General features: G+C 46.3%; 14 protein-coding genes. 6 read left to right on the top strand and 8 right to left on the bottom strand.

The features are described 5' to 3' along the window. Positions 1-3: 3 nt before the first annotated feature. The gene (locus AC1DYT_RS04640; RefSeq protein ID WP_477468481.1) at positions 4-2,499 is read right to left on the bottom strand and encodes a glycosyl hydrolase family 95 catalytic domain-containing protein; all 2,496 of its coding nucleotides are present in this window, start codon (positions 2,497-2,499) and stop codon (positions 4-6) included. A 215-nt stretch (positions 2,500-2,714) separates the two neighbouring features. Then, positions 2,715-4,022, bottom strand: coding sequence for an ammonium transporter (locus tag AC1DYT_RS04635; RefSeq protein WP_477468480.1), 1,308 nt, complete (start codon positions 4,020-4,022; stop codon positions 2,715-2,717). A 323-nt stretch (positions 4,023-4,345) separates the two neighbouring features. On the opposite strand from AC1DYT_RS04635, the gene AC1DYT_RS04630 reads away from it, so the two are divergent. Beyond that, positions 4,346-10,177, top strand: coding sequence for a carboxypeptidase-like regulatory domain-containing protein (locus AC1DYT_RS04630; RefSeq protein WP_477468479.1), 5,832 nt, complete (start codon positions 4,346-4,348; stop codon positions 10,175-10,177). 137 nt (positions 10,178-10,314) lie between these two features. On the opposite strand, the gene AC1DYT_RS04625 is transcribed toward AC1DYT_RS04630, so the two are convergent. From AC1DYT_RS04625 to AC1DYT_RS04600, 6 genes are all read right to left on the bottom strand, one after another. Further along, a complete protein-coding gene (locus tag AC1DYT_RS04625; RefSeq protein WP_477459223.1) occupies positions 10,315-11,175 on the bottom strand; it encodes an AMP nucleosidase in 861 nt (286 codons plus the stop codon). A 144-nt stretch (positions 11,176-11,319) separates the two neighbouring features. Continuing rightward, positions 11,320-12,558, bottom strand: a complete 1,239-nt coding sequence (clpX, locus tag AC1DYT_RS04620) for an ATP-dependent Clp protease ATP-binding subunit ClpX (protein WP_477468478.1) — start codon at positions 12,556-12,558, stop codon at positions 11,320-11,322. A gap of 86 nt (positions 12,559-12,644) precedes the next feature. Beyond that, positions 12,645-13,373: an ATP-dependent Clp endopeptidase proteolytic subunit ClpP gene (gene clpP, locus AC1DYT_RS04615; protein ID WP_477459225.1), complete on the bottom strand. Its 729-nt coding sequence runs from the start codon at positions 13,371-13,373 to the stop codon at positions 12,645-12,647. A gap of 497 nt (positions 13,374-13,870) precedes the next feature. Then, entirely contained in the window at positions 13,871-15,223 is a 1,353-nt protein-coding gene (gene tig, locus AC1DYT_RS04610) for a trigger factor (protein WP_477468477.1), read from the bottom strand. 535 nt (positions 15,224-15,758) lie between these two features. Beyond that, positions 15,759-16,484, bottom strand: coding sequence for a head GIN domain-containing protein (locus tag AC1DYT_RS04605; protein WP_477468476.1), 726 nt, complete (start codon positions 16,482-16,484; stop codon positions 15,759-15,761). A 125-nt stretch (positions 16,485-16,609) separates the two neighbouring features. Then, positions 16,610-17,203 carry a GIN domain-containing protein gene (locus tag AC1DYT_RS04600; protein ID WP_477468475.1) on the bottom strand — a complete coding sequence of 198 codons (594 nt, stop codon included), beginning with the start codon at positions 17,201-17,203 and terminating at the stop codon, positions 16,610-16,612. Positions 17,204-17,485: 282 nt separating this feature from the next. Here AC1DYT_RS04600 and AC1DYT_RS04595 point away from each other — a divergent pair, with 282 nt between their 5' ends. The 5 genes from AC1DYT_RS04595 (at position 17,486) to AC1DYT_RS04575 (ending at position 20,304) form a co-directional block, all read left to right on the top strand. Next, positions 17,486-17,890 carry a hypothetical protein gene (locus tag AC1DYT_RS04595; RefSeq protein WP_477468474.1) on the top strand — a complete coding sequence of 135 codons (405 nt, stop codon included), beginning with the start codon at positions 17,486-17,488 and terminating at the stop codon, positions 17,888-17,890. Between the two features lie 227 nt (positions 17,891-18,117). After that, on the top strand, positions 18,118-18,834 hold the full coding sequence (locus tag AC1DYT_RS04590; protein ID WP_477468473.1) for a hypothetical protein: 717 nt from the start codon (positions 18,118-18,120) through the stop codon (positions 18,832-18,834). Between the two features lie 3 nt (positions 18,835-18,837). After that, positions 18,838-19,425, top strand: a complete 588-nt coding sequence (locus tag AC1DYT_RS04585; RefSeq protein WP_477468472.1) for a class I SAM-dependent methyltransferase — start codon at positions 18,838-18,840, stop codon at positions 19,423-19,425. After that, positions 19,425-19,928 carry a hypothetical protein gene (locus AC1DYT_RS04580; protein ID WP_477468471.1) on the top strand — a complete coding sequence of 168 codons (504 nt, stop codon included), beginning with the start codon at positions 19,425-19,427 and terminating at the stop codon, positions 19,926-19,928. The genes AC1DYT_RS04585 and AC1DYT_RS04580 overlap by 1 nt, the downstream gene beginning before the upstream one ends. Before the next feature lie 19 nt (positions 19,929-19,947). After that, positions 19,948-20,304 (top strand): diacylglycerol kinase family protein, encoded by a 357-nt coding sequence (locus tag AC1DYT_RS04575; RefSeq protein WP_477468470.1) that lies wholly within the window; start codon positions 19,948-19,950, stop codon positions 20,302-20,304. The last annotated feature ends 267 nt before the right edge of the window (positions 20,305-20,571 follow it).

Genomic DNA, 20,571 nt, shown 5'->3' with positions numbered 1-20,571 from the left:
ATCTTACTTCGGACTAATCACAATCCGCTGCCCAGGCAAAGTCTGCAGCACGATAAGCTTGCCGCTTACCCGCTTTTTTCCTGCGGATGTGGTGACTGTAGCCCCGTTGCCCCATGGCGAGATCAGCCGGAGGGTTTGCCCTTTTTCGCTCAGTATATTAACGGTGCTTACTTTCCCCTTAATCTGCGTTGCACTTACTAAGAATGCGCCTGCCGCACGCAGGTTTTCAAACCGGGCATCCTTGCTTTTTGGCCAGTTAGGGAACAGGCGAATGGTGCCGTTATAACTTTGCATCAGGCATTCGTCAATCACTGCGGGCAAGGCAAAATTCTCGAACCAAATACCCATGCCCGCCATGTAGCCATAATCGGTTTGGTCGCTGTAACGGCCTTTGGTTTGCATCACCATATCGGCAGCGGTACCATTGGGCAACAGGGAATAGTTTATCTGCCGCTTAAATTCATCGAGGTTTAACATGCCTATGCGCGCGGCCTGCAGGTTAATAAATACCAAATCGTTGCCGCCCTCGTTGACCTGATTTTGATAGCTATCTTTTAACAACTGCTGCGTTTTGCCATCCGAATGCAGGCCATAGTCCTCTCCCGGGAAAGCCGCAAAAAGGGGAATCGGAAGGTTATAGACCGTACCGGCTCCTTCGCCCGGTACAGCTACCATCACCTTGTTGCCTGCTGCCGACAAAGCAGTGGGGTATTCGGGGAAATGTGCCAGTATATCATCAACGTCGGCCAATAGGGCCTTCTCCTGCGCTTCGGTGCCCAATACTTCCGTGGCCTCTTTAAAAGCTTTGAAGATGAATTTGGTGAGGGCGAGGTCCACCCCGCAGTCGTAATTAAATTTGAATTCCGGCCTCAGGCCGTATAGTTCCGGCGGCACTGTGGGGAATATATGGTATTTGTCGTCCTTCCAGCGTTCGCCGCCATGCGCATCGGGGCGTATCATGTAAGCGGCAAGGAATTGTACAGCTGCTTTTATAGGCTCGTAGGCCTGCTCGCGCAGAAAAGCTTTATCGCCGTTGTACAGGTAATGCCACCAAAGCCCTTGCACGGCCCATGGCGTTTCGCTTACCTCCCAGCCCCAATCCGGCAGCGGGTATGGGTTTATACTCATTTCTACAGGGTATGCCGAGTGCGGGAAGTATGCACCCGGCAGGTTATAATATTCCTGCGCCCATTTGCGGCTCAGCGGCATCAGCTTTTGGATGAGGCTGACATATGGCAAATTCTTCTCCAGATGGTTGCTGCTGAAAGTTACCCAAAACGGCTGCTGGGTATTATAGTTCATGTGGTAATCGCCGTGCCAGGCGGTGCCGATGTTGTTATAGCTCCAGTTGGCAAACAAACCCGGGCAAGTAACGCCGGCCTTTGCCGCGCAATTGAAGAAGTACAAGTTACGATACCAGGTTTGCTCTAAAAACGTATCCGACAAACTCACTGCAGATTTTGCCCAATACGCTTTCCAAACAAGCTCGTTGTTCAGCCTAACGCTATCAAATTGGGTCATCCCCGGCTTGCTGATGGATGGAATATCCATACTTACTGATGTAGCCAGGCCCTCCTGCAGGCTTACCGAAACATAAAAGGGCGTAGCAGGCAGGGCAGCTTCAAGCGTTGCCATATTTTCAGTAATGCCGTTCCAGTTTATCCGGCTGGTTTTAGTTAACGGGCCATTTACTTTTACGGTAAGCCTAAAGGCTTTATCCTTTGGATGCGCTGTATCTGCCTTGCGTTTGGCGGGTTCTTCGAATGGTAATATTTGCCTGAAAGAGAGCGTGCCGGCGGCTAAATCTTCCTGGGTTTGAGGTTGAGGGATTTTGTTAGGCGTAGATGGATCGGGCATTACCTTTATCCTATCGAAAACGTTGTTTGCAGGGTTGCCTTTATCATCAACCAATTGCATCAACAGGCGGTCGGCAGCCATATCCGTAAATATCAAGAGGGATAGATGCTGCTTGTCGGCAGTCAGCAGTTTTACCGTGCACAGCCCGTTGGAGATATCGAGCACATGGCCCAGCACCTGCACCTTCCGCCTATCGAAACCCAGCAAAACCGAGCCACAAGGGAACGGCCGCGGGTATGGCTGCCGGTAATTTTCGCCGGCCATATTGCTGTACTGGTTGTACCAGGCATCGTCGCTCAGGTTGGCATAGCTTGCGGGTATATTCTTAACCTTGTCAAATATCTGAGCAAAGGTGCCAAGTTCATCTTTATGGTTTTCGGCAAGCCGGATATCCCATACGTTGTTGTGCCCGAAGTACAGCACAATGCCATCGGGACGGGTAGTTACGTTTACGCCCATACCGCCATTGCCCAGCAGGGCTCCTTCAAAAAAACCGGGGGCAGGTTTGTTGGAGACAATAGCATGCTTTTTTGCAATGGCAAAGCCCGACAAGGCCTTGCGTTGTGCCCGCGCGCCGGCCGCACAAGCGATAACGATAAAAAGAGAAACACCGATAATACGGTACAGCCTGATTTTGGGCATGGCGGTTTAAATTTGATGGGCTACCGCCTCAAATTTAGATACTACCCCTTGCTACCGAAATAAATTAAATGGCTATTTTGATGGATGATCTGATTGTAGCCCTCAAGATTTGTCAACTTTTTAAAAGTTGACAAATCTGATTACGCCATAAACATCAAACGCCAAAGGTTTCCCTCCGGCGTTTGATATTCGAATTTCATTATTTGATGTCAAGCCTACAGCTTCTCGCCGTGCTGGCTGATATCGAGGCCAAGTTCTTCTTCTTCCTTAGATACCCGCAGCGGCGATATCATATCGGTAATCTTCAACAATAATAACGAGCCAAAGAAAGAAAATATGGATGTGGCGACAAGCGCCAGCAACTGTACAAAAAACAAATGCGTATGGCCAAAGAACAGCCCGTCGCCGGTAACATTGGCAGCGTTAACGTTATGGTTAGCAAATACGCCCGTTAACAACATGCCGACCATACCGCCTACCCCATGGCAAGGGAATACATCCAGGGTATCATCAATACTGGTGCGGGTGCGCCATTCTACCACCAAATTGCTTACCACTGCCGATATGATGCCGATTGCCAGCGAATGCGGCACGCTAACGAAGCCTGCCGCCGGAGTAATGGCTACCAAACCAACAACCGCACCTATACAGGTACCCATGGCCGATGGCTTGCGCCCGCGCAGCATATCAAAAAATATCCAGGTAACGCCTGCTGCTGCGCTTGCCGTTGTGCTGGTTGCCAGCGCAGTAACCGCCAAATGATTGGCCCCGAACGCCGAACCTGCGTTAAAACCGAACCAGCCGAACCATAACAAACCCGTACCAATCATTACATAGGTAATACGCGCCGGCGAGTGATTGGCTTCGTTGCGGCTTTTTAAGTATAAAGCTGATGCCAATGCTGCCCAGCCTGCGCTCATGTGCACCACGGTACCTCCGGCAAAATCGAGCACGCCCAGTTTGGCCAACACGCCATCGGGATGCCAGGTGGCATGCGCCAATGGCGAGAAGATGAATATGGAGAACAGCACCAAAAAGATGATGTAGGAGTTGAAGCGGATACGCTCGGCAAAGGCGCCGGTGATGAGTGCCGGGGTAATGATGGCAAATTTTAGCTGATACATGGCAAATAGCAGCAGCGGGATAGTTGGTGCTAAGGGCCAGCTGGTGTTGCCCAGCATGCCCTTCATCATAAAATAGGTAGTTGGGTTGCCTATAAGGCCGCCTATGCTATCGCCGAAGGCCAGGCTGAAACCAAATATGCCCCACATTACCGTGATGATAACCATACACACGATGCTTTGCAGCATGGTAGATATCACGTTCTTTTTATTCACCATACCACCGTAAAAGAACGCCAAACCGGGTGTCATGATCAAAACCAGGGCCGTAGACATCAGCATCCAGGCGATATCGCCGGTATTGAAATTTGCCTTTACCGATTTATCGTATTCGATAGAGGGAAAAGCAAAAGTTAGAGCTAAAATTACAAGGATGATGAAGAAAGGAAGGTAACGTTTCATATATTATCAGCACTTTTTACAATAAACGGCTGAAATTATATATTTTCTGCAATATTTTTACGAAAAATGAAAAAATACTACAAATCAGCTATAGATTATCAAGGGTTTGCAACAGTTAGCTCGTGTTCCCAAATAATAAACTTAAATATTGGCAGCATAAGCTTGTGACATGAAAATATCGGCAACCACCTAACGAGTTTCCGGCATCATGCCGGAAAATCAGTTTCTCAAACATTTTTTATGGAATAGTAACTGAACCTGCATCTTAACAAGATAAGCAGAAAACGTATATTTAAAACCGCCCTCACACAAAAATCCCAGGTATGCCGCAATTATTACAAAAACTGTTCGCCTTTTTGATGATATCGTATCTTTTCACCTACAGCGCGTTTGCCCAGCGGCCCTTAACAACAAGCAGGCAAAGCAGCTACTATACTTATATTTATAAGCTGAGCGCACCCGATGTGCTGGCGTTTTACAAAGCGCCCCAAAAGCCGTTCGACGATAAACTCTTCCGCAACCCGGTGGATTCTTTCCGTACCGATGGGTATTGGGAGAACACGCTGCCCGCAGGCAACTACGTAAAAGTACATGCCGATGAGAACAAGCTGCAATACGCGGTCATCGAAAACCATTCGGCCTTTTTGAAACTCTTTACCGGCAAATACGAACACCGCTTTGCTTTAACGGATAAAAAAGGTGCATATATAACTAACGCCATGGTGCTGCTGGATGGTAAAAAAGTTGCATATGATGCCAATAGCGGCACATGGCACTTTAAACATGCCAAAACCGCCGGCATTTTACAGGTGGACCATGCCGGGGTGAGCAACTTTTACCAGGTTAGTCCGGCCGATTATTATAACTATGAAAAGGGTTGGTGGGCAAAGTTGTGGTTATCTGTAAAAAATATTTTCAAACATAAAAACAACTACTCTTATAGGCCCAAACCCTACACCGGCTTTATGGTATTTAACAAGCCTATTTACAAACCCCGCGATACCGTAAAATTCAAGGCGTTTATACTGAACGCAAAGAGCAAAAAGCCTATCACGTACAAAACACTGCTGGTAAAGCTGGTTACCGATGACGGCAACAAAAAATTGGGTACGGTAAGCAGCTACCGCGATGGCGGTTTCGAGTACAGTTTTGTATTGGCAGACAGCCTGGGCCTCGACCTGGACGAAACTTATAAAGTTTTACTTACCGACCCGGCCAAACAACTAAAGAAAAAAAGCGGAGAGGGTGATAACGACAGCAACAACCAGGAGGAAAACAGTAACGATGTTATTTACTCGGGCAGTTTTAAATACGAAGAATATGAATTAAAATCAGTCCGTTTTACGATGCGGGCCGATAAAAAAGAACATTGGCCGGGCAACGCGCAGGTGGTTTATTTAAAAGCCACCGACGAGAACGACCTACCGGTTGCGGATGGGCGGGTAGTTTTGAACATTATAACAACCGATGTAAACCAGCAGACAGCCAACCACCAGTTTGTACCGGATACGCTTTGGACACATCGGTTTGCGCTGGATGCTGTTGGCGAAACAAAAGTCAACATCCCCGATTCCATCTTCCCGAAGGCGGATGTTCAGTATAATATAAATGCGCAATTTTTAAACGCCAACAACGAGCAGCAGAACCGCGGAACAGAGGGTGAATTTAAATACCACCGGTTCCATACCATAACCGATGTGGTTAACGATTCATTAAAAATAAGCCACCAGGTATATGGCAAACCGGCTGCCGCGATGAGTATTGTGAGCGCTTTAAACGCCGATGGCGATACGCTTACCCGGCAAAAAATTGCGCTGCCCGGTTTTGTGTTGGTCAACCCGAACGCCAGCGAATACAATGTCAAGACCGATAGTACAGATACCGATGTGAACATGATAAATTTTGAAGGCAATATCTCCCTTTCAACTGAACGCACCTCCGATTCGGTATTTGTAAATGTGGCTAACCCGCGCAAGCTGCATTTTTTTTACTCGGTTTTCGCCGGTGGCAGATTGATAGATCAGGGGCAAGCCGACAAGCTTTTTTACCGCAAAGCCTGCAACCCGGGTACACCTTTTGCCATGGTAGTAAATTACATATGGGCAGGTTTTGTTAAAACAGCGAATGTATCTCCCGCTTACAGTCCCGGCCAGTTAAGCATAGCCATAAAGCAACCCGTATCGGTTTACCCGGGCCAAAAAGTACAAACCGTTGTAGTGGTTACTGATGCTGCAGGCAAACCCGTTGCCAATACGGATGTCACCGCATGGGCACTCACCAAAAAATTCAGTTACAGAATGCCCAATATACCTTTCCTGGGCAAACAGGACCGGTACATTAAACCCAAAAATGAGTTTAACCAGGGTACTCCCTACCTGCAGGGTTATTCAAAACTAAACTGGCAACGTTGGAGCCATGAGATTGGGCTGGACAGCATTGTTTATTACCGGTTTACGCACCCCCAACACAATATCTACCGCATAGAGGAACCGGGCATTGACACCGTTACGCAAATAGCCCCTTTTGTAGTGAACAACGGCGACATAGTACCTGTACACATCCTATACATAGATGGGCTGCCGGTTTATTTTAGCCAGGCACAGCAATTACAGCCATACAGTTTTAAAGTTTCTCCCGGCTACCATTCGCTGATGCTGCGTACCGCCGGGCAAATTATAGAGGTGGACAGCGTTAAGGTAGACCGTAATAAAAAACTCATCCTCGGCATAAACGCCAATACCTATGCCACTCAAAAAGCACCTGATACCTTATCCATCGCCGAGGCCAATAACATCAATAAATACCTGGTAAGCGTTATAAACAATTTCGACGGGCGGCGGGCGATGATAGCACAAACCGACAGGATCTTCTTTTTAAACCCTGCCGCTAATTCTGGCAGAGCCGTGCTTACGGGTCCGCTTGCACCAAATTTCACTTTATACGACCACCAGGGCGACAAACCTCAAGGTTTTTTGGCGGAGCCGAACTATAATTATCTTTTTGAGCCGGGGCTCATCCGGCAAAAAAGCATACCCGCAAGCTATCCGTTTTCCCGTTGGCTGGGCAATATCAGCGGCACAACCAATTACAAGCAATATGTATTAACCAACAACGCTGTGGACAGCCTCTGGCAGGATTACCTGGATAAACGCGCCAACACCACCCAATTATTTACCAATACACTGATAAACGGGCACGATGTGGGTAGGTTAACGATAGACCGCCTGCCGATAGAAAACGAAAAAATGGCCCTTATTAAAAACGTCATTCTTTACCGCTACAATAACCCCGATTACATTAGGGTGTACCCCGGTAATACTACCGACCTGGGCCAGCTGGAGCAAGGGAAATACAGGCTATTCTTTTTGCTGCAGGGCGACCGGTACGATATAAAAGATAGTATCGAAGTTAAAATGCACGGTTTGAATTATTACAGGTTCGGTATTTCGCCCACGCACGCCAGGGATTCGGTAAGTATAAAAATTGCGCGGGTAATTGATAACCGCAAGAGCGAGCCATACCGTAACGCGGATTATCAAATTGAAAATGACGCCCTGAAATTAAAAGAAGCATTTAACCAAAAATACTTCAGCACCGGCAACTTTAGCCAAACCTTAAGCGGTAAAATTATCGGCAGCGACGATAAACAGCCACTTATTGGCGCTATGGTGAAAATTAAAGGAACAACTGTCGGCACCGTTACCAATATTAACGGCGAATTTAGGTTGCAAGTTCCTCCGCGAGGCAAAATTATAGTATCGTACCTTGGCTACCTCACGCAAGAAATGGATTACGTGCAGGGCACAAACATTACCCTTAAATTAACATCTTTAAGCAACCAATTGCAGGAGGTTGTGGTAGTTGGTTACGGTACCACACGACGGAAGGATGTAACCGGTGCGGTCGGCACAGTTACGTTCGACCAACTCTTGGAAGGTCGGGTTGCGGGCCTTATAATAACCCAGGGCACAGGCACACCCGGTGGAGGTATTAGCATTCAGATAAGAGGGAACTCATCCATGGGCGCCAACAAGCCTTTATATGTAGTGGATGGTGAAATAGTAGCCGACCTGAACGGGATAAACCCAGGTATGATAAGCGAGATAAGTGTATTAAAAGACGCTGCCGCCACGGGCATATACGGCTCGCGAGGTGCCAACGGTGTGATACTAATTTCTACAAAGCCAAAAGCAAACGCAGTAGTTGCCCCGGGCAATGCACCACAAGGTGGCGATGCCCACACCCTCCGCAAAAACTTCTCTGATTACGCCTATTGGCAACCCAGGCTCATAACCGACGAAAACGGCAAAGCAAGCTTTACCACTGTTTTCCCGGATGATATCACCAACTGGCGCACCTTTGTGGTGGGCATAAACGGGCAGCGCCAAAGCGGTTTTGCAGAGAACCAAATCAAATCTTTTAAGCCACTTAGCGCCAACTTTATTGCGCCGCAGTTTGCTGTGGAAGGCGATGAGATGAGTTTAATAGGTAAAGTGATGAATTACAACTCCACCCCTGTTAGCGTCAACCGCACCTTCAGCTATAATGGTAAGGTATTAACCCAGAGTAACCTGCAGGTAAGCAATGCCAAAATAGATACGATGAATATCGTGGCCTCGGCTACCGACAGCCTGGAGTTTGAATACAGCATTAAACGCGACAATGGCTATTTCGATGGCGAACAACGAAAAATACCGGTAATCAAACAAGGCGTGCAGGAAACCAAAGGTGTTTTTGCAGCATTGGACAGGGATACCACCATCAGCCTTAAATTCGACCCTGCGATGGGGCCTGTTACCTTCAGGGCCGAGGCTTCTGCCCTGCCCGCACTTGCTGAAGAAGCTAAACATTTGCGCGAATACAAATACCTGTGCAACGAGCAATTAGCCTCAAAACTAAAAGGGCTGTTAGCAGAGAAACGCATCAAAACCTTTTTGGGTGAGCCATTTAAATACGAGCGGAATATTTTGGATGTGATAAAAAAACTACAGGGCAACCGCAAGCCATCCGGCATATGGGGCTGGTGGAACGATAGCAACGAAGAGCTATGGATAAGCCTGCACGCCGTAGAAGCTTTAACGGACGCACAAAACATGGGGTACGCCGTGCAATTAGACAAACAAAAACTGATCGATTATCTGGTATATCAAATGGAAAGTTACCACGGCGAGGAAAAACTGGCCTGCCTGCAATTACTTCATAAACTGGGCGCCAAAGTAGATTATGCCAAATACTTTGGTCTGATAGATAAAGAATACAAAGCGCAAAAGGAAGTATCGAATTATAACCGCTTGCAACTGTTACTATTGAAACAGCGATTTGGCTTAGCAATTAAAACCGACAGCCTTATCGGAGCCGCCCATAAAACGATGTTCGGAAATCTATATTGGGGCGAGGAAAATTACCGCTTCTTTGACAACTCTGTACAGTTAAGCCTTATTGCTTATAAAATCATCCGGGCCGAAGGCAAACACCCCGAACTGCTTGCGAAAATACGCGGGTACTTTTTAGAGCAACGCAAACTGGGCGAATGGCGCAACACCTACGAATCGGCATTGATACTGGAAACCATCCTGCTCGATCTGCTGCAAAACGGCAAGGCTTTAAAACCAGCGGTATTAACTATAAAAGGCGCAGCAACCGAAACGGTTACAGCTTTCCCGTACACCACAACGCTTAAAGATAACGCCATCAGCATCAACAAAACGGGCAGCCTGCCAATTTACATCACGGGCTACCAGCAGTTCTGGAACGGTAAGCCCCAAAAGGTAAGCAAAGACTTCACCGTGAATACCTGGTTTGAGCGTAATGGCGACAAAGTAGTTAGCTTAAAAGGCGGCGAAGCGGTACAGCTTAAAGCTGAAGTTACTGTACGCGGCGATGCCGATTTTGTAATGGTGGAGATACCTATCCCCGCCGGCTGCTCTTACGAAAGCAAGGACCAGCAATGGGGAAACAACGAGGTACATCGCGAATTCTTCAAAGAAAAGGTAAGCATCTTTTGCCGCAAGCTTAAACAAGGCACCTACACATTTACCGTAAACCTGATGCCCCGTTACAGCGGCAAATACAGCCTGAACCCTACCAAAGCAGAGCAGATGTATTTCCCGGTGTTTTATGGGAGAGAAGGCATGAAGAAGGTAGTGGTAAATTAGTGAGTGGTTGGATTAAAAAAAAGCGTCATTGCGAGGCACGAAGCAATCTCTACGTAGGCAGGTCCACTATGCAAAGTGGAAGTACTTATCGGGAGATTGCTTCGTGCCTCGCAATGACGCTTGGAGAAATTGTTTATTTAAAACTTCAGGTGCTTCACCGTCAAACCACCGTTGATCAATTGCTTCAACGATTCGATACCTACGTGAAGGTGCGTTTCTACGTATTGCTCGGTAACGCTCGAGTCGCTCTCGGCGGTTTTTACGCCCTCGGGTATCATCGGCTGATCTGATACCAGCAGCAGTGCGCCGGTTGGTATCTTGTTGGCGAAGCCCGTGGTGAAAATGGTTGCCGTTTCCATATCTATGGCCATGGCGCGCAAATCTTTCAGGTATTTCTTAAAGTCTTTATCGTGCTCCCATACGCGGCGGTTGGTGGTGTAGCAGGTACCGGTCCAGTAGTCGCGGCCGTAATCGCGTATGGTGGTAGAGATAGCTTTCTGCAGGGCAAAGGATGGCAGTGCGGGCACTTCGGCAGGCAGGTAATCGTTAGATGTGCCCTCGCCGCGGATGGCCGCTATGGGCAGTATAAGGTCGCCTACGTTGTTCTTCTTTTTAAGACCGCCACATTTCCCTAAAAATATCACTGCCTCAGGCTTTATGGCCGTAAGCAAATCCATTATGGTAGCGGCAACCGAGCTACCCATACCAAAGTTGATGATAGTGATGCCGTTGGCCGTTACGCTTTGCATCGGTTTATCGATGCCCATGATGGGTGCATTCTCGTGCCACTCTGAAAACAGCTGCAGATATTTAGAAAAATTGGTAAGGATGATGTACTTGCCGAAACCATCCAGCGGGCGGCCGGTGTAGCGCGGCAACCAGTTGGCAACAATGGCCTCCTTGGTTTTCAAGCCCGATTTGATGGGCGATTGTACTTCTTTAATCTTTTTTGCGTCTGATGTTGCTTCGTCTTTTTTAACATCTAATTGTTCGTTCATTTTTGAGTTCTCCTATTATTTATCCCATCGGCGAATTCCTTTGGGGGCGTTTAAAAACCTTTTTATACAGCAAACCCCGGCGGGTTATCGCCAGGGCTGCGTTGTATTGTAATACAAATATAGCTATTTAAAGCCAAATTATTGTTATGCTACCTTTAATTTTTTAAGATCCGATTTTTCGAACTTCTCCCTTGCATACTCTAAGTTTACGTTCAAACGCTTAATATCCTTTTGCGATGGGAACTCGAACATGGCATCTATCATGATGGCTTCGCAGATAGAACGCAGGCCACGGGCGCCTAATTTAAACTCCATTGCCTTATCAACAATAAAGTCGAGCACATCTACATCAAACTCCAGCTTTACGCCCTCGTACTCGAACAGTTTCTTGTACTGTTTCAGCAACGAGTTTTTAGGTTCGGTAAGTATATTGTGCAGCGCTTCCCTATCCAATGGGTTAAGGTAAGTGAGCACCGGCAAACGGCCAATCAGCTCGGGTATCAAACCAAACGATTTCAGATCCTGCGGGGTGATGTACTTGTACAGGTTCTTCATATCCACTTCGCCGTCGTCGCGTTTCATTTTATAACCTACGGTTTGGGTACGCAGCCTGTTGGCTATCTTCCTGTCGATGCCATCGAAAGCACCGCCGCAGATAAATAAGATGTTGCTGGTATTTACGGTAATCATCTTTTGGTCGGGGTGTTTGCGGCCACCCTGCGGTGGTACGTTCACCATAGTACCTTCCAGTATCTTCAGTAAAGCCTGCTGTACGCCTTCGCCGCTAACATCGCGGGTGATGGATGCGTTATCGCTTTTACGGGCAATTTTATCCACCTCATCTATGTAAACGATGCCGCGCTCAGCGGTATTCACGTCGTAATCCGCGCTTTGCAGCAAACGGGTAAGTATGCTTTCCACGTCCTCCCCAACATAGCCGGCTTCGGTAAGCACCGTAGCATCGCAAATACAGAAGGGCACGTTCAATATCTTGGCAAGTGTTTTAGCCAGTAATGTCTTGCCCGTACCGGTTTCGCCCACCATAATGATGTTAGATTTTTCTATCTCCACTTCATCCTTGTCCACACGCTGGTTAAGGCGTTTGTAGTGGTTGTAAACCGATACCGCCAGCACCTTCTTAGCGTCGTCCTGGCCGATGATGTATTGGTCGAGATGGCTCTTAATTTCTGCCGGTTTTAAAACAGCGGGCGATGATGGCGATGCCTTTACTTTTCGCACCTTAAGCTCTTCCGCCAGTATCTCGTTGGCCTGGTTAACGCACTTATCGCAAATATGCGCGTCGAGCCCGGCTATCAGCATCAGCGAATCCTGCTTACCTGCTCCGCAAAACGAGCACCTGATCTCCTTGCTGTTCTTGTTCATTTGTTAATTGGTTTATCAAAAATAATCAATTAAATATTTAATTGCAAAGCTTGCACAACGCTTAAACGTTGTACAAGCTTATTAGATTATTTCCCTTTGTTCGTATTCCCTCTCAAAATCTCATCTACCATACCAAATTCTTTGGCTTCTTCGGCAATCATCCAGTAATCGCGGTCTGATGCTTCCCAAACCTTTTCGTACGATGCGCCGCTATGATCGGCGATGATCTGGTACAGTTCTTTCTTCAGTTTAGTGATCTCGTGATACGTGATCTCGATATCGCTTTGCTGTCCCTGTGCACCACCCGATGGCTGGTGTATCATCACCCTCGAGTGCGGCAACGCTGCCCTTTTGCCTGCTGTGCCTGCGCATAATAACACCGCGCCCATTGATGCTGCCATACCTGTACAGATGGTGGCAACATCGTTAGAGATGAATTGCATGGTATCATAAATGCCCAAACCTGCATAAACCGAGCCGCCCGGCGAGTTGATGTAGATCTGGATATCGCGCTTAGCATCTGCCGACTGCAAGAAAAGCAATTGAGCCTGAATAATGTTTGCATTTTGATCATAAATAGCATCGCCCAGGAAAATGATGCGGTCCATCATCAGGCGCGAGAACACGTCCATCTGGGCCACGTTCATCTGGCGTTCTTCGATGATGTAGGGCGTCATGCCGGTTGGGTTGTAAATGCCGGCCGGCTGGTTGTTACGATCGAATGTGGAAAGGTATTTATCTACAGTGAGGCCATTTATGCGGTGATGCTTAACGGCATATTTACGGAATTCGTTCTTATCGATATTACTGCTCATGATATGTGTTTGTTATAATATAAATGCTTTTGGGTTATGGGGCTAATATAGTTTTTAGTTGAATAGATTTGGTGATATAAAGTTTGTGCAAAGTAAAAAAAAGAAGCCTCACCCCGACCCTCTCCAAAGGAGAGGGAGTTAGAATAAACTCCGGTTGTCATTTCGAACGAGCGATAGTGAGGAGAAACTATCTCTTGAGTGGCAGCGAAAAATCTTGTTGTTAATGCAAAGCCTCAATGCAGGGCAGAATTGCTTAGCTAACAAGTTCTCTCTTTCGCTCCTGCCCTTTTCCTCCCCGCCGCTCTATCGAGATGACATGGTGGTGATTGACTTCCATTACGCCCAGAAGCCTCACCTAAATCCTCTCCAAAGGAGAGGACTTCAAAAGCACTTCTTCCTCCCTCTCCTTTGGAGAGGGCCGGGGTGAGGCTCTTAAACGCCAAAAGCATCTGCTTTAGGCAAATGCTTTTGGTAAAGGATATTTTAAACGGAAGTACTTAGTCTTCCAGTTTGTTGAAATCTGTAAACAGTATCTCTTTTTTATCTAAGGTAATTACGCTTTTTACGTAATCGAAAACCTTAACGGCTTTTACTTCCTCAAATATTTTGTTGGCCTGTTCTTTGTTTTGCAGGTACTGCACAGTGTACTGCGACAGTTGCTCTTCTGGCAACGATTGCTGACTGTACGCGCGGAACTGCTGATCCAGGCTGGCTTTTGCGTAGTTGAACACTTCCTCGTATTTGATATCGATGTTTGCATCGCGTACCAATTTGTTGGCAATCAGCGTCCATTTCAGGTTTTTTGCGAAATCGTCATAACCGCCTTCCAGTTCTTCGGCGCTAAGCTTATCGTTAGTTGCCTGCAACCAGCGTTTCAGGAAATCGTCGGGCAGGTTAAACTGCACTTTGTTGAGGCTGTAGTTGTAGATGTCGTTCTGCAGTTTGCGTTCGCTATCCTGCTGCATCATGGTCTCCACTTCCTCGGTTATTTTTTCCCTAAAGCCCTCTTCGGTAGTTACGGTACCTTCACCAAATAATTTGTCAAAGAACTCCTGGTTCAAATCGGCTTCATCTAAACGGTTTACGTTTTTTACCGTTAATTTAAAGCTCGATTTCAGCTCGGCTGCTGTTTGCTCGTCAATCTTCAATAAACCTGCAATCTTAGCTGCATCGTTATTAAAGGCTGCCTGCAGGTCGATCACTACTTCGTCGCCTTTTTTCAAACCTATCAATGATGCTTTTATGGCTTCATCGGTAATCAGGTCTAAACGTACGGATGCGGTGTTGGTAATGCCATCCTCAAAAATGCTACCATCCGGAGAAAGCTGCACCAATTCGGAATAAAGCACGTCACCATCTGCCGATACGTCAGGATTTGTCATTTTGCCATAAGCACGACGGATGCTTTTCACCCTTTGGGCAAGGGTTTCTTCGTCGGCTTTGATGATGTATTGAGTTATCTGGTCTTTAGAAGTAAAGTCGATATCGAAGGCCGGGGCCAAACCAATTTCGTAGTTGAATTCAAAATCGTCGGCAAAGTCCCAGTTGTATTCTTTGCGGTCGTCTTCGCGTTTTGGCAAAGGCTGGCCCAATACTTCCAGTTTCTCCTCTTCGAGGTATTTGTTCAAAGTATCGCTCAGCAGGTTGTTTATCTCATCAACCAGGATGCTTTTGCCATACATTTTCTTGATATGCGCAGCAGGCACCATGCCCGGGCGGAAACCCGGTATCTTGGCTTTTTTGGCTTGTTCTTTAATAAGTTTTTCAACGCGTGGCTGATAATCAGCCGGCGCCAGGTTGATTTTTACGACCGTGTTCAGGCTATCGATTTTTTCCTGTGATATATTCATCTTTTTTACCGGATAGTTTTTTACAATAAATAAAGCTGCCCTGCCGGTATTACCGCATGGCAGCTTTTTAGAGGCGCAAAAGTATGAATTTATTTTAATTTATTTTGCGGCACTACGTTAACATACAGTGCAAATCCTTTAATTTATTTTGAAGATAGCATTCACATAGAGGCATCAAAGTTATAGTGCTATATTTGTTATACCTATTAGCAGAATTGCTGATACAGAACAGATAATAGAATATTATGAGCAAATCTTTGCAGGAACCAACTAACGGGAAAACCGGCGCGTCAAAGAGCGTATCCAAGGTTACTACCGCTCACACAGGCCAGTGGGTTGTTCGTTCTGCAAGCACCGGCCGCTTTACAGGAATGGCAAAAAACATTGAAATCGTTGAGGCACTTATCATACCAGGTTATAAGATAAGAGGGTAACCTTTGTGAAAACATTTTGGGTAAAATAGAAAAGCGACTTTTAATAAAGCCGCTTTTCTACTTTTACACCTCAGGTAAATTACCCCTGCATTCTTATTTGCCTACTCTATCTTAGTTATCGATGCCGATCCCGATTTATCGCTGCTTACGTTTGATGGGCTGCCTTTGTATTCAATTTCTGATGAACCGCTGCTGTGCACCTCCAGATCCTTAAGCACGTTGATGCGGCAATGGCTGGCACCCGATGTTTCGATATTATATTTGCCTACCACAAAGTCAAGCGCATCTATATCGCCGCTGCCACTTAGGGTTACGTGGTGCGACGCTGCCTGCCCCTTCAGCTTCAATTCGGTACTGCCGCTGCCATCGGTATGTACATCGGCAGCACTGATGTCCAGATCTACGTTGGTAGAGCCAGAGAAGGCCAGGTCGAGGTCTTTGGTGGTGATACGGCCCACGGATAATACTTCTACCGCGCCCGATGCTTCCAACGATTCGAGTTGTTTCAGGCCGATGGAAATCAACACCTGAGTTTGGCTCTGGATATTGCGGGTGGTGTAGACGTGCAGCTTGTTGCCTTCAATCTCGGTTTTGATGTATTTAAGCAGGTTATCGTCGGCTGTAACGGTTACGGTGGATGAGCTATCCTGCGTAAGGATAACCTTCAATCCGCCCGATACATCTATTTTGCTGAAGCTTACTACGGTACGCTTTTCGGTACCCGCCACGCCCGAGCCATGTACCGGCCTGAACCGCCTGCACGATGAGGTGAGCAAACTAACCGAAAGCACTGCTAAAATGAATATTTTGGTAAAGGTATTTTTCATGGTTTGTGAGTTTTTTGGTTTTGACGCCGATATACGGCTTGAAGTTACATCAAAAACCTAAAATAAAAAAAGCCGTTGCCAGGCAACAGCTTTTAAGATATATGTAGGGTTGTGAAAGATGCTCATTATAAGCCGGCGATATCTCTTTTTGAGTCGATTTGTATTTTGCTTTCGTTTACGGTGATGAAGTTATCGTTTACCACGGTGGCCGAGTCGGCGTATTTTAAACAGTACTCGGTAACGCTGCCGGTTAAGGTTACTTTTGCGTTGTCGTTTACCATTAAGGTTGCGCGGTAGGCTTCCAAATTTAACTGGGCGGTAGCGTTGTTGTAAAGGTTAACGTCGAGGTCTATCTTAGATAAACTGCCGAATGATTTTACGGCGGCGTTGTCGTAAGCGGCAATCTCGCGCAAATCGGCTGCGGTAACCCATACTACCAATTTTTCGGCTTTGTATGATGATATGCGCAACACGCCGTTTTGACTTTGTACCAAAGCGCTTTCGGCGTAGTACTGGTTGTAAACCTTCACCTGGTCGGCGCTGCCGTCTGATACGTAAAGCTCCACGTTTCCGTGTACTTCAATTTTGCTGATGTGGCTTACGTTTGTTAAGATAGTGCTTACTTCTTTGTTATCGTTTTTTACAGAAGCGAAGCTTGAATTTGTGTTACCAACTGCTAATGCTACGATAGCTAAGATGGTGAATATTGTAGTTTTCATGGTATTTAATATTTTGATGTTGAATGCTTTATGTTGTTTAGTAACTTAATACACCAATAAGACAAGCCCAACGCCGAATCGTTACAGCGTATTAGTGTAAATTAGACACAGTGCAGGTTTATATCGGTGAACGACAGGATTGGGTCGGCGAAGTTGGAGAGGGGAATTAGAAGCAAGAAGGCAAGGCAAAAGAAGTAAGAGGAAGATAAATAAAAAACAAGATGAGCGTGGGTTAATATCGCTGCTGCATCCTTATATTTGGCTTGAACCCTTCACTAAAAAATGAAAGCACTCTTAACGCTCGTTATCATTCTTATTTCAATTTGTTCAGTAAAAGCACAGGACCATACCCTCGGGAAAACCAGGGAACAGATCTGGAAACTTATTGAACCAAACACCGATATAAAGCTGTTTAAAGGCGAAAGCACCGACACGCTTACCATGCAGAGCGTCGGAAAAATAGTGATGTACTATAAAGATAATGTTTGTTATTCCTCCAAAAGTTATTTGTCAATGTCGATTTTGCCCATGATAGATGATAAGATAAAAAGCGGCAATTATAAAAAGCTAAAAGAAAACGTATGGCTAAGCCCGAGTGGCCTGGTAAAAATGGAAGTGATAATCCTTAAAGACACCGATCAATTTACGGTGGAGACTTCCCAGGTTTCCGGCCAGGAAAAAAATTAAAAACGGAGTACAATTCCCTCTTCCCCCTCTCCTTTTTGCACAATGGCCCAAACTAAAAGGCCAATTCGGTAATTCCGAACAAAAGGCAGGCTTTACTGCTTGATGGCTCCTAAGAATATATATCAAACTTTTGCAAAAGTATTGCTTATTGGGTGCTAAGTATTCTGAAAAAACAGTTTGCATTTATCGCTGCAACAATTAACTTTGTACTTCAAAGAACTTTCAAAATGAAATTATCAGCAAGACTTGACACCTTACACGCCGAAGTAAGGCGCAATAAATGGATGCGTTATTTTACAACATTCACGCGCCTGGCGCTTGCCGCAGGTTTTTTACCTGCCGGCTATGTTAAGATCATTGGCGAACGCTTTACCGATCTGCATAATAACCAACCCATGGGCCACTACCTGGAGGCGCTGCACCATACGGGTTATTATTACACTTTTATAGGTTACGCGCAGATCCTCGCCGCCCTTTTGCTGCTCATTCCGCGCACGGTGGTATTAGGCACCTTGCTTTACCTGCCTATTATCCTCAATATTTGCATCTTATCGCTGGCGGTTAGGTTTGAAGGTTCGTTGCTTACTGCGCCGCTCATGGTGATTGCCTGTATTTACCTCCTATGCTGGCATTATGACCGGATCAGGTACATATTTCCGTTTAACACCCCGCCGGCTACTCCTTTGGTACAGGACAACCGCTTTCCTAAATGGTTTTTCGCCGGCGTGTTGGCCATCTTTTTAGCCGTAGGCTTTACCGTTACCCATTTATATACCCTGATGCCCCGCAACACTTTAACAGGTTGCGAAAGCCAATGCGGTAGCAGCGAAAACCCAAAAGCCTGCAAGGTATTTTGCGAAAGCATACACAACCAGGGGCAGGATTTGGATAAGTCTTTGAACGAATACAAACGGGCCATAAAAGCTGATAAAAAAAACAGATAGCTAATGAGCAAACAAACTACCGCCTTTTATAACAATTTCTCATTGTTCTATCCCCTGGTAGATGTAATTCTAAAACCACAAAAACAACGGTTGTTTAATGAGGTAAATAAACTGCCTCAAGGTAAGCTGCTGGAAATCGGCGTTGGGAACGGCGCGCATTTGGGGCAATATAAAAAACACAAAGTTACCGGCATCGATACCTCTGCTGCTATGCTGGAGGCTGCGCGCAAAAACAGCGTGCGGGATACCGTGCTGATGGAGATGGACGGTGAAGCGCTCTTGTTTGACGACCAGACGTTTGATTATGTTGTACTCTCCCACGTTATTGCGGTGGTAGACAACCCCGAGCAATTATTACACGAAGTGCACCGTGTGCTGAAACCGCAGGGCCAGGTATTTATCCTAAATCATTTTACACCCGCCAACTGGCTCAGGCATGTCGACCGCGGCTTTGAAACTGTCGCCAGATTGCTTCGTTTCAAATCTTTTTTCCGGCTGGAGGATTTGCAGGCCCTCGGGAAATTCGAGTTGCAAAAGGAGGTTAGCCTTGGCCTGGCATCTTATTTCAAACTCATGATTTATCGCAAATAATGAGAAAAAATTATTTGTTGATCGGCATAGCATTGCTCATCAGCCTTTTTATTTACTTGTTTTACCGTACAGAAAAGACCCTGGTGAACCAGCTGCTCAGCCGGCTCATCTCTGCCGGTAGCTATTCAAGTTTAAGGGCAAGCATCGCCCATGCCCTGCCATTGCACGATATTGTGGTTTATTCCTTGCCCGAAGGCCTCTGGATATTTTGCGTCACGCTCACCTCAAAACCCTACTATATCCGTCTGAATGGATGGCATCTCGATTGCGTATATATCCCGCTCATCTTTTGCTTTTCGCTCGAACTGATGCAGCTGGTTCATGTTACCAATGGGCGGTTTGACCTGATGGATATAGCTGTATTTGTATTATTTTGGCTAATAGGCCGTTATGGCCTGCAATACAGGGACAAAAAGCGGCATATACTAACCAGTGTAAACTTAAAAACACTTGTTTGTTTGCTCAGTTACGGCATTGTTTACCTGGCACACGTTGTTAAATAATGAACCCACAGATAAAGACATGAAGATAATCAGGAAACATTTCACAAGCTACCGCTATTCCTTGCGTGGGATATGGCTGGCATTCCGCTATGAACCCAACATGATTTTCCACCTGGCGGCGGCTATAGCTGTTGTGCTGATGAACAGTATGCTGCATATTACTAAAACCGAGTGGCTGATAACGCTTATACTGATTGGCCTGGCCTGGATGGCAGAGATCTTTAATACAGCCATCGAAAAATTGGCAGACCGCGTTACAAAAGAGCATGACACGCTGATCGGCCAGGTTAAAGACCTCGCCTCGGGAGCAGTCCTGGTCATTTGCGCTTTTGCGGTCATCTGCGCCGGCATTATCTACCTGCCTTATTTATTTTAGTAAACCTGAAGCTCCCTCCTTTTAGCGCGATAACCAAAAAAAGGTCGCTTTTAATTTTCCCCGGAAAAACGTGCTAAACTTTACGATTTCCAAAGAAAAACACAGGTTTCCTGAAAAGAGCTGATTCCATCGAGTAGGAAAGTAGGGATTAGTTCCCTACTTGTCCTCTCACACCACCGTACGTGCCGTTCGGCATACGGCGGTTCATTAAACAGTAACAGTCTTAAGTGGGGTTGAGATGTCTTTGAGACTTACAAAGCCCATTTT

The sequence above is a fragment of the Mucilaginibacter sp. P1_D10 genome (genome assembly GCF_056406215.1).
This window is presented reverse-complemented; position numbering and strand designations above follow the sequence as displayed.

Excerpts from the sequence above, each read along its gene's own strand:
- AC1DYT_RS04640 (WP_477468481.1), bottom strand. The coding sequence starts at position 2,499 with ATGCCCAAAATCAGGCTGTACCGTATTATCGGTGTTTCTCTTTTTATC.
- AC1DYT_RS04635 (WP_477468480.1), bottom strand. The coding sequence starts at position 4,022 with ATGAAACGTTACCTTCCTTTCTTCATCATCCTTGTAATTTTAGCTCTA.
- AC1DYT_RS04630 (WP_477468479.1), top strand. The coding sequence starts at position 4,346 with ATGCCGCAATTATTACAAAAACTGTTCGCCTTTTTGATGATATCGTAT.
- AC1DYT_RS04625 (WP_477459223.1), bottom strand. The coding sequence starts at position 11,175 with ATGAACGAACAATTAGATGTTAAAAAAGACGAAGCAACATCAGACGCA.
- clpX (WP_477468478.1), bottom strand. The coding sequence starts at position 12,558 with ATGAACAAGAACAGCAAGGAGATCAGGTGCTCGTTTTGCGGAGCAGGT.
- clpP (WP_477459225.1), bottom strand. The coding sequence starts at position 13,373 with ATGAGCAGTAATATCGATAAGAACGAATTCCGTAAATATGCCGTTAAG.
- tig (WP_477468477.1), bottom strand. The coding sequence starts at position 15,223 with ATGAATATATCACAGGAAAAAATCGATAGCCTGAACACGGTCGTAAAA.
- AC1DYT_RS04605 (WP_477468476.1), bottom strand. The coding sequence starts at position 16,484 with ATGAAAAATACCTTTACCAAAATATTCATTTTAGCAGTGCTTTCGGTT.
- AC1DYT_RS04600 (WP_477468475.1), bottom strand. The coding sequence starts at position 17,203 with ATGAAAACTACAATATTCACCATCTTAGCTATCGTAGCATTAGCAGTT.
- AC1DYT_RS04595 (WP_477468474.1), top strand. The coding sequence starts at position 17,486 with ATGAAAGCACTCTTAACGCTCGTTATCATTCTTATTTCAATTTGTTCA.
- AC1DYT_RS04590 (WP_477468473.1), top strand. The coding sequence starts at position 18,118 with ATGAAATTATCAGCAAGACTTGACACCTTACACGCCGAAGTAAGGCGC.
- AC1DYT_RS04585 (WP_477468472.1), top strand. The coding sequence starts at position 18,838 with ATGAGCAAACAAACTACCGCCTTTTATAACAATTTCTCATTGTTCTAT.
- AC1DYT_RS04580 (WP_477468471.1), top strand. The coding sequence starts at position 19,425 with ATGAGAAAAAATTATTTGTTGATCGGCATAGCATTGCTCATCAGCCTT.
- AC1DYT_RS04575 (WP_477468470.1), top strand. The coding sequence starts at position 19,948 with ATGAAGATAATCAGGAAACATTTCACAAGCTACCGCTATTCCTTGCGT.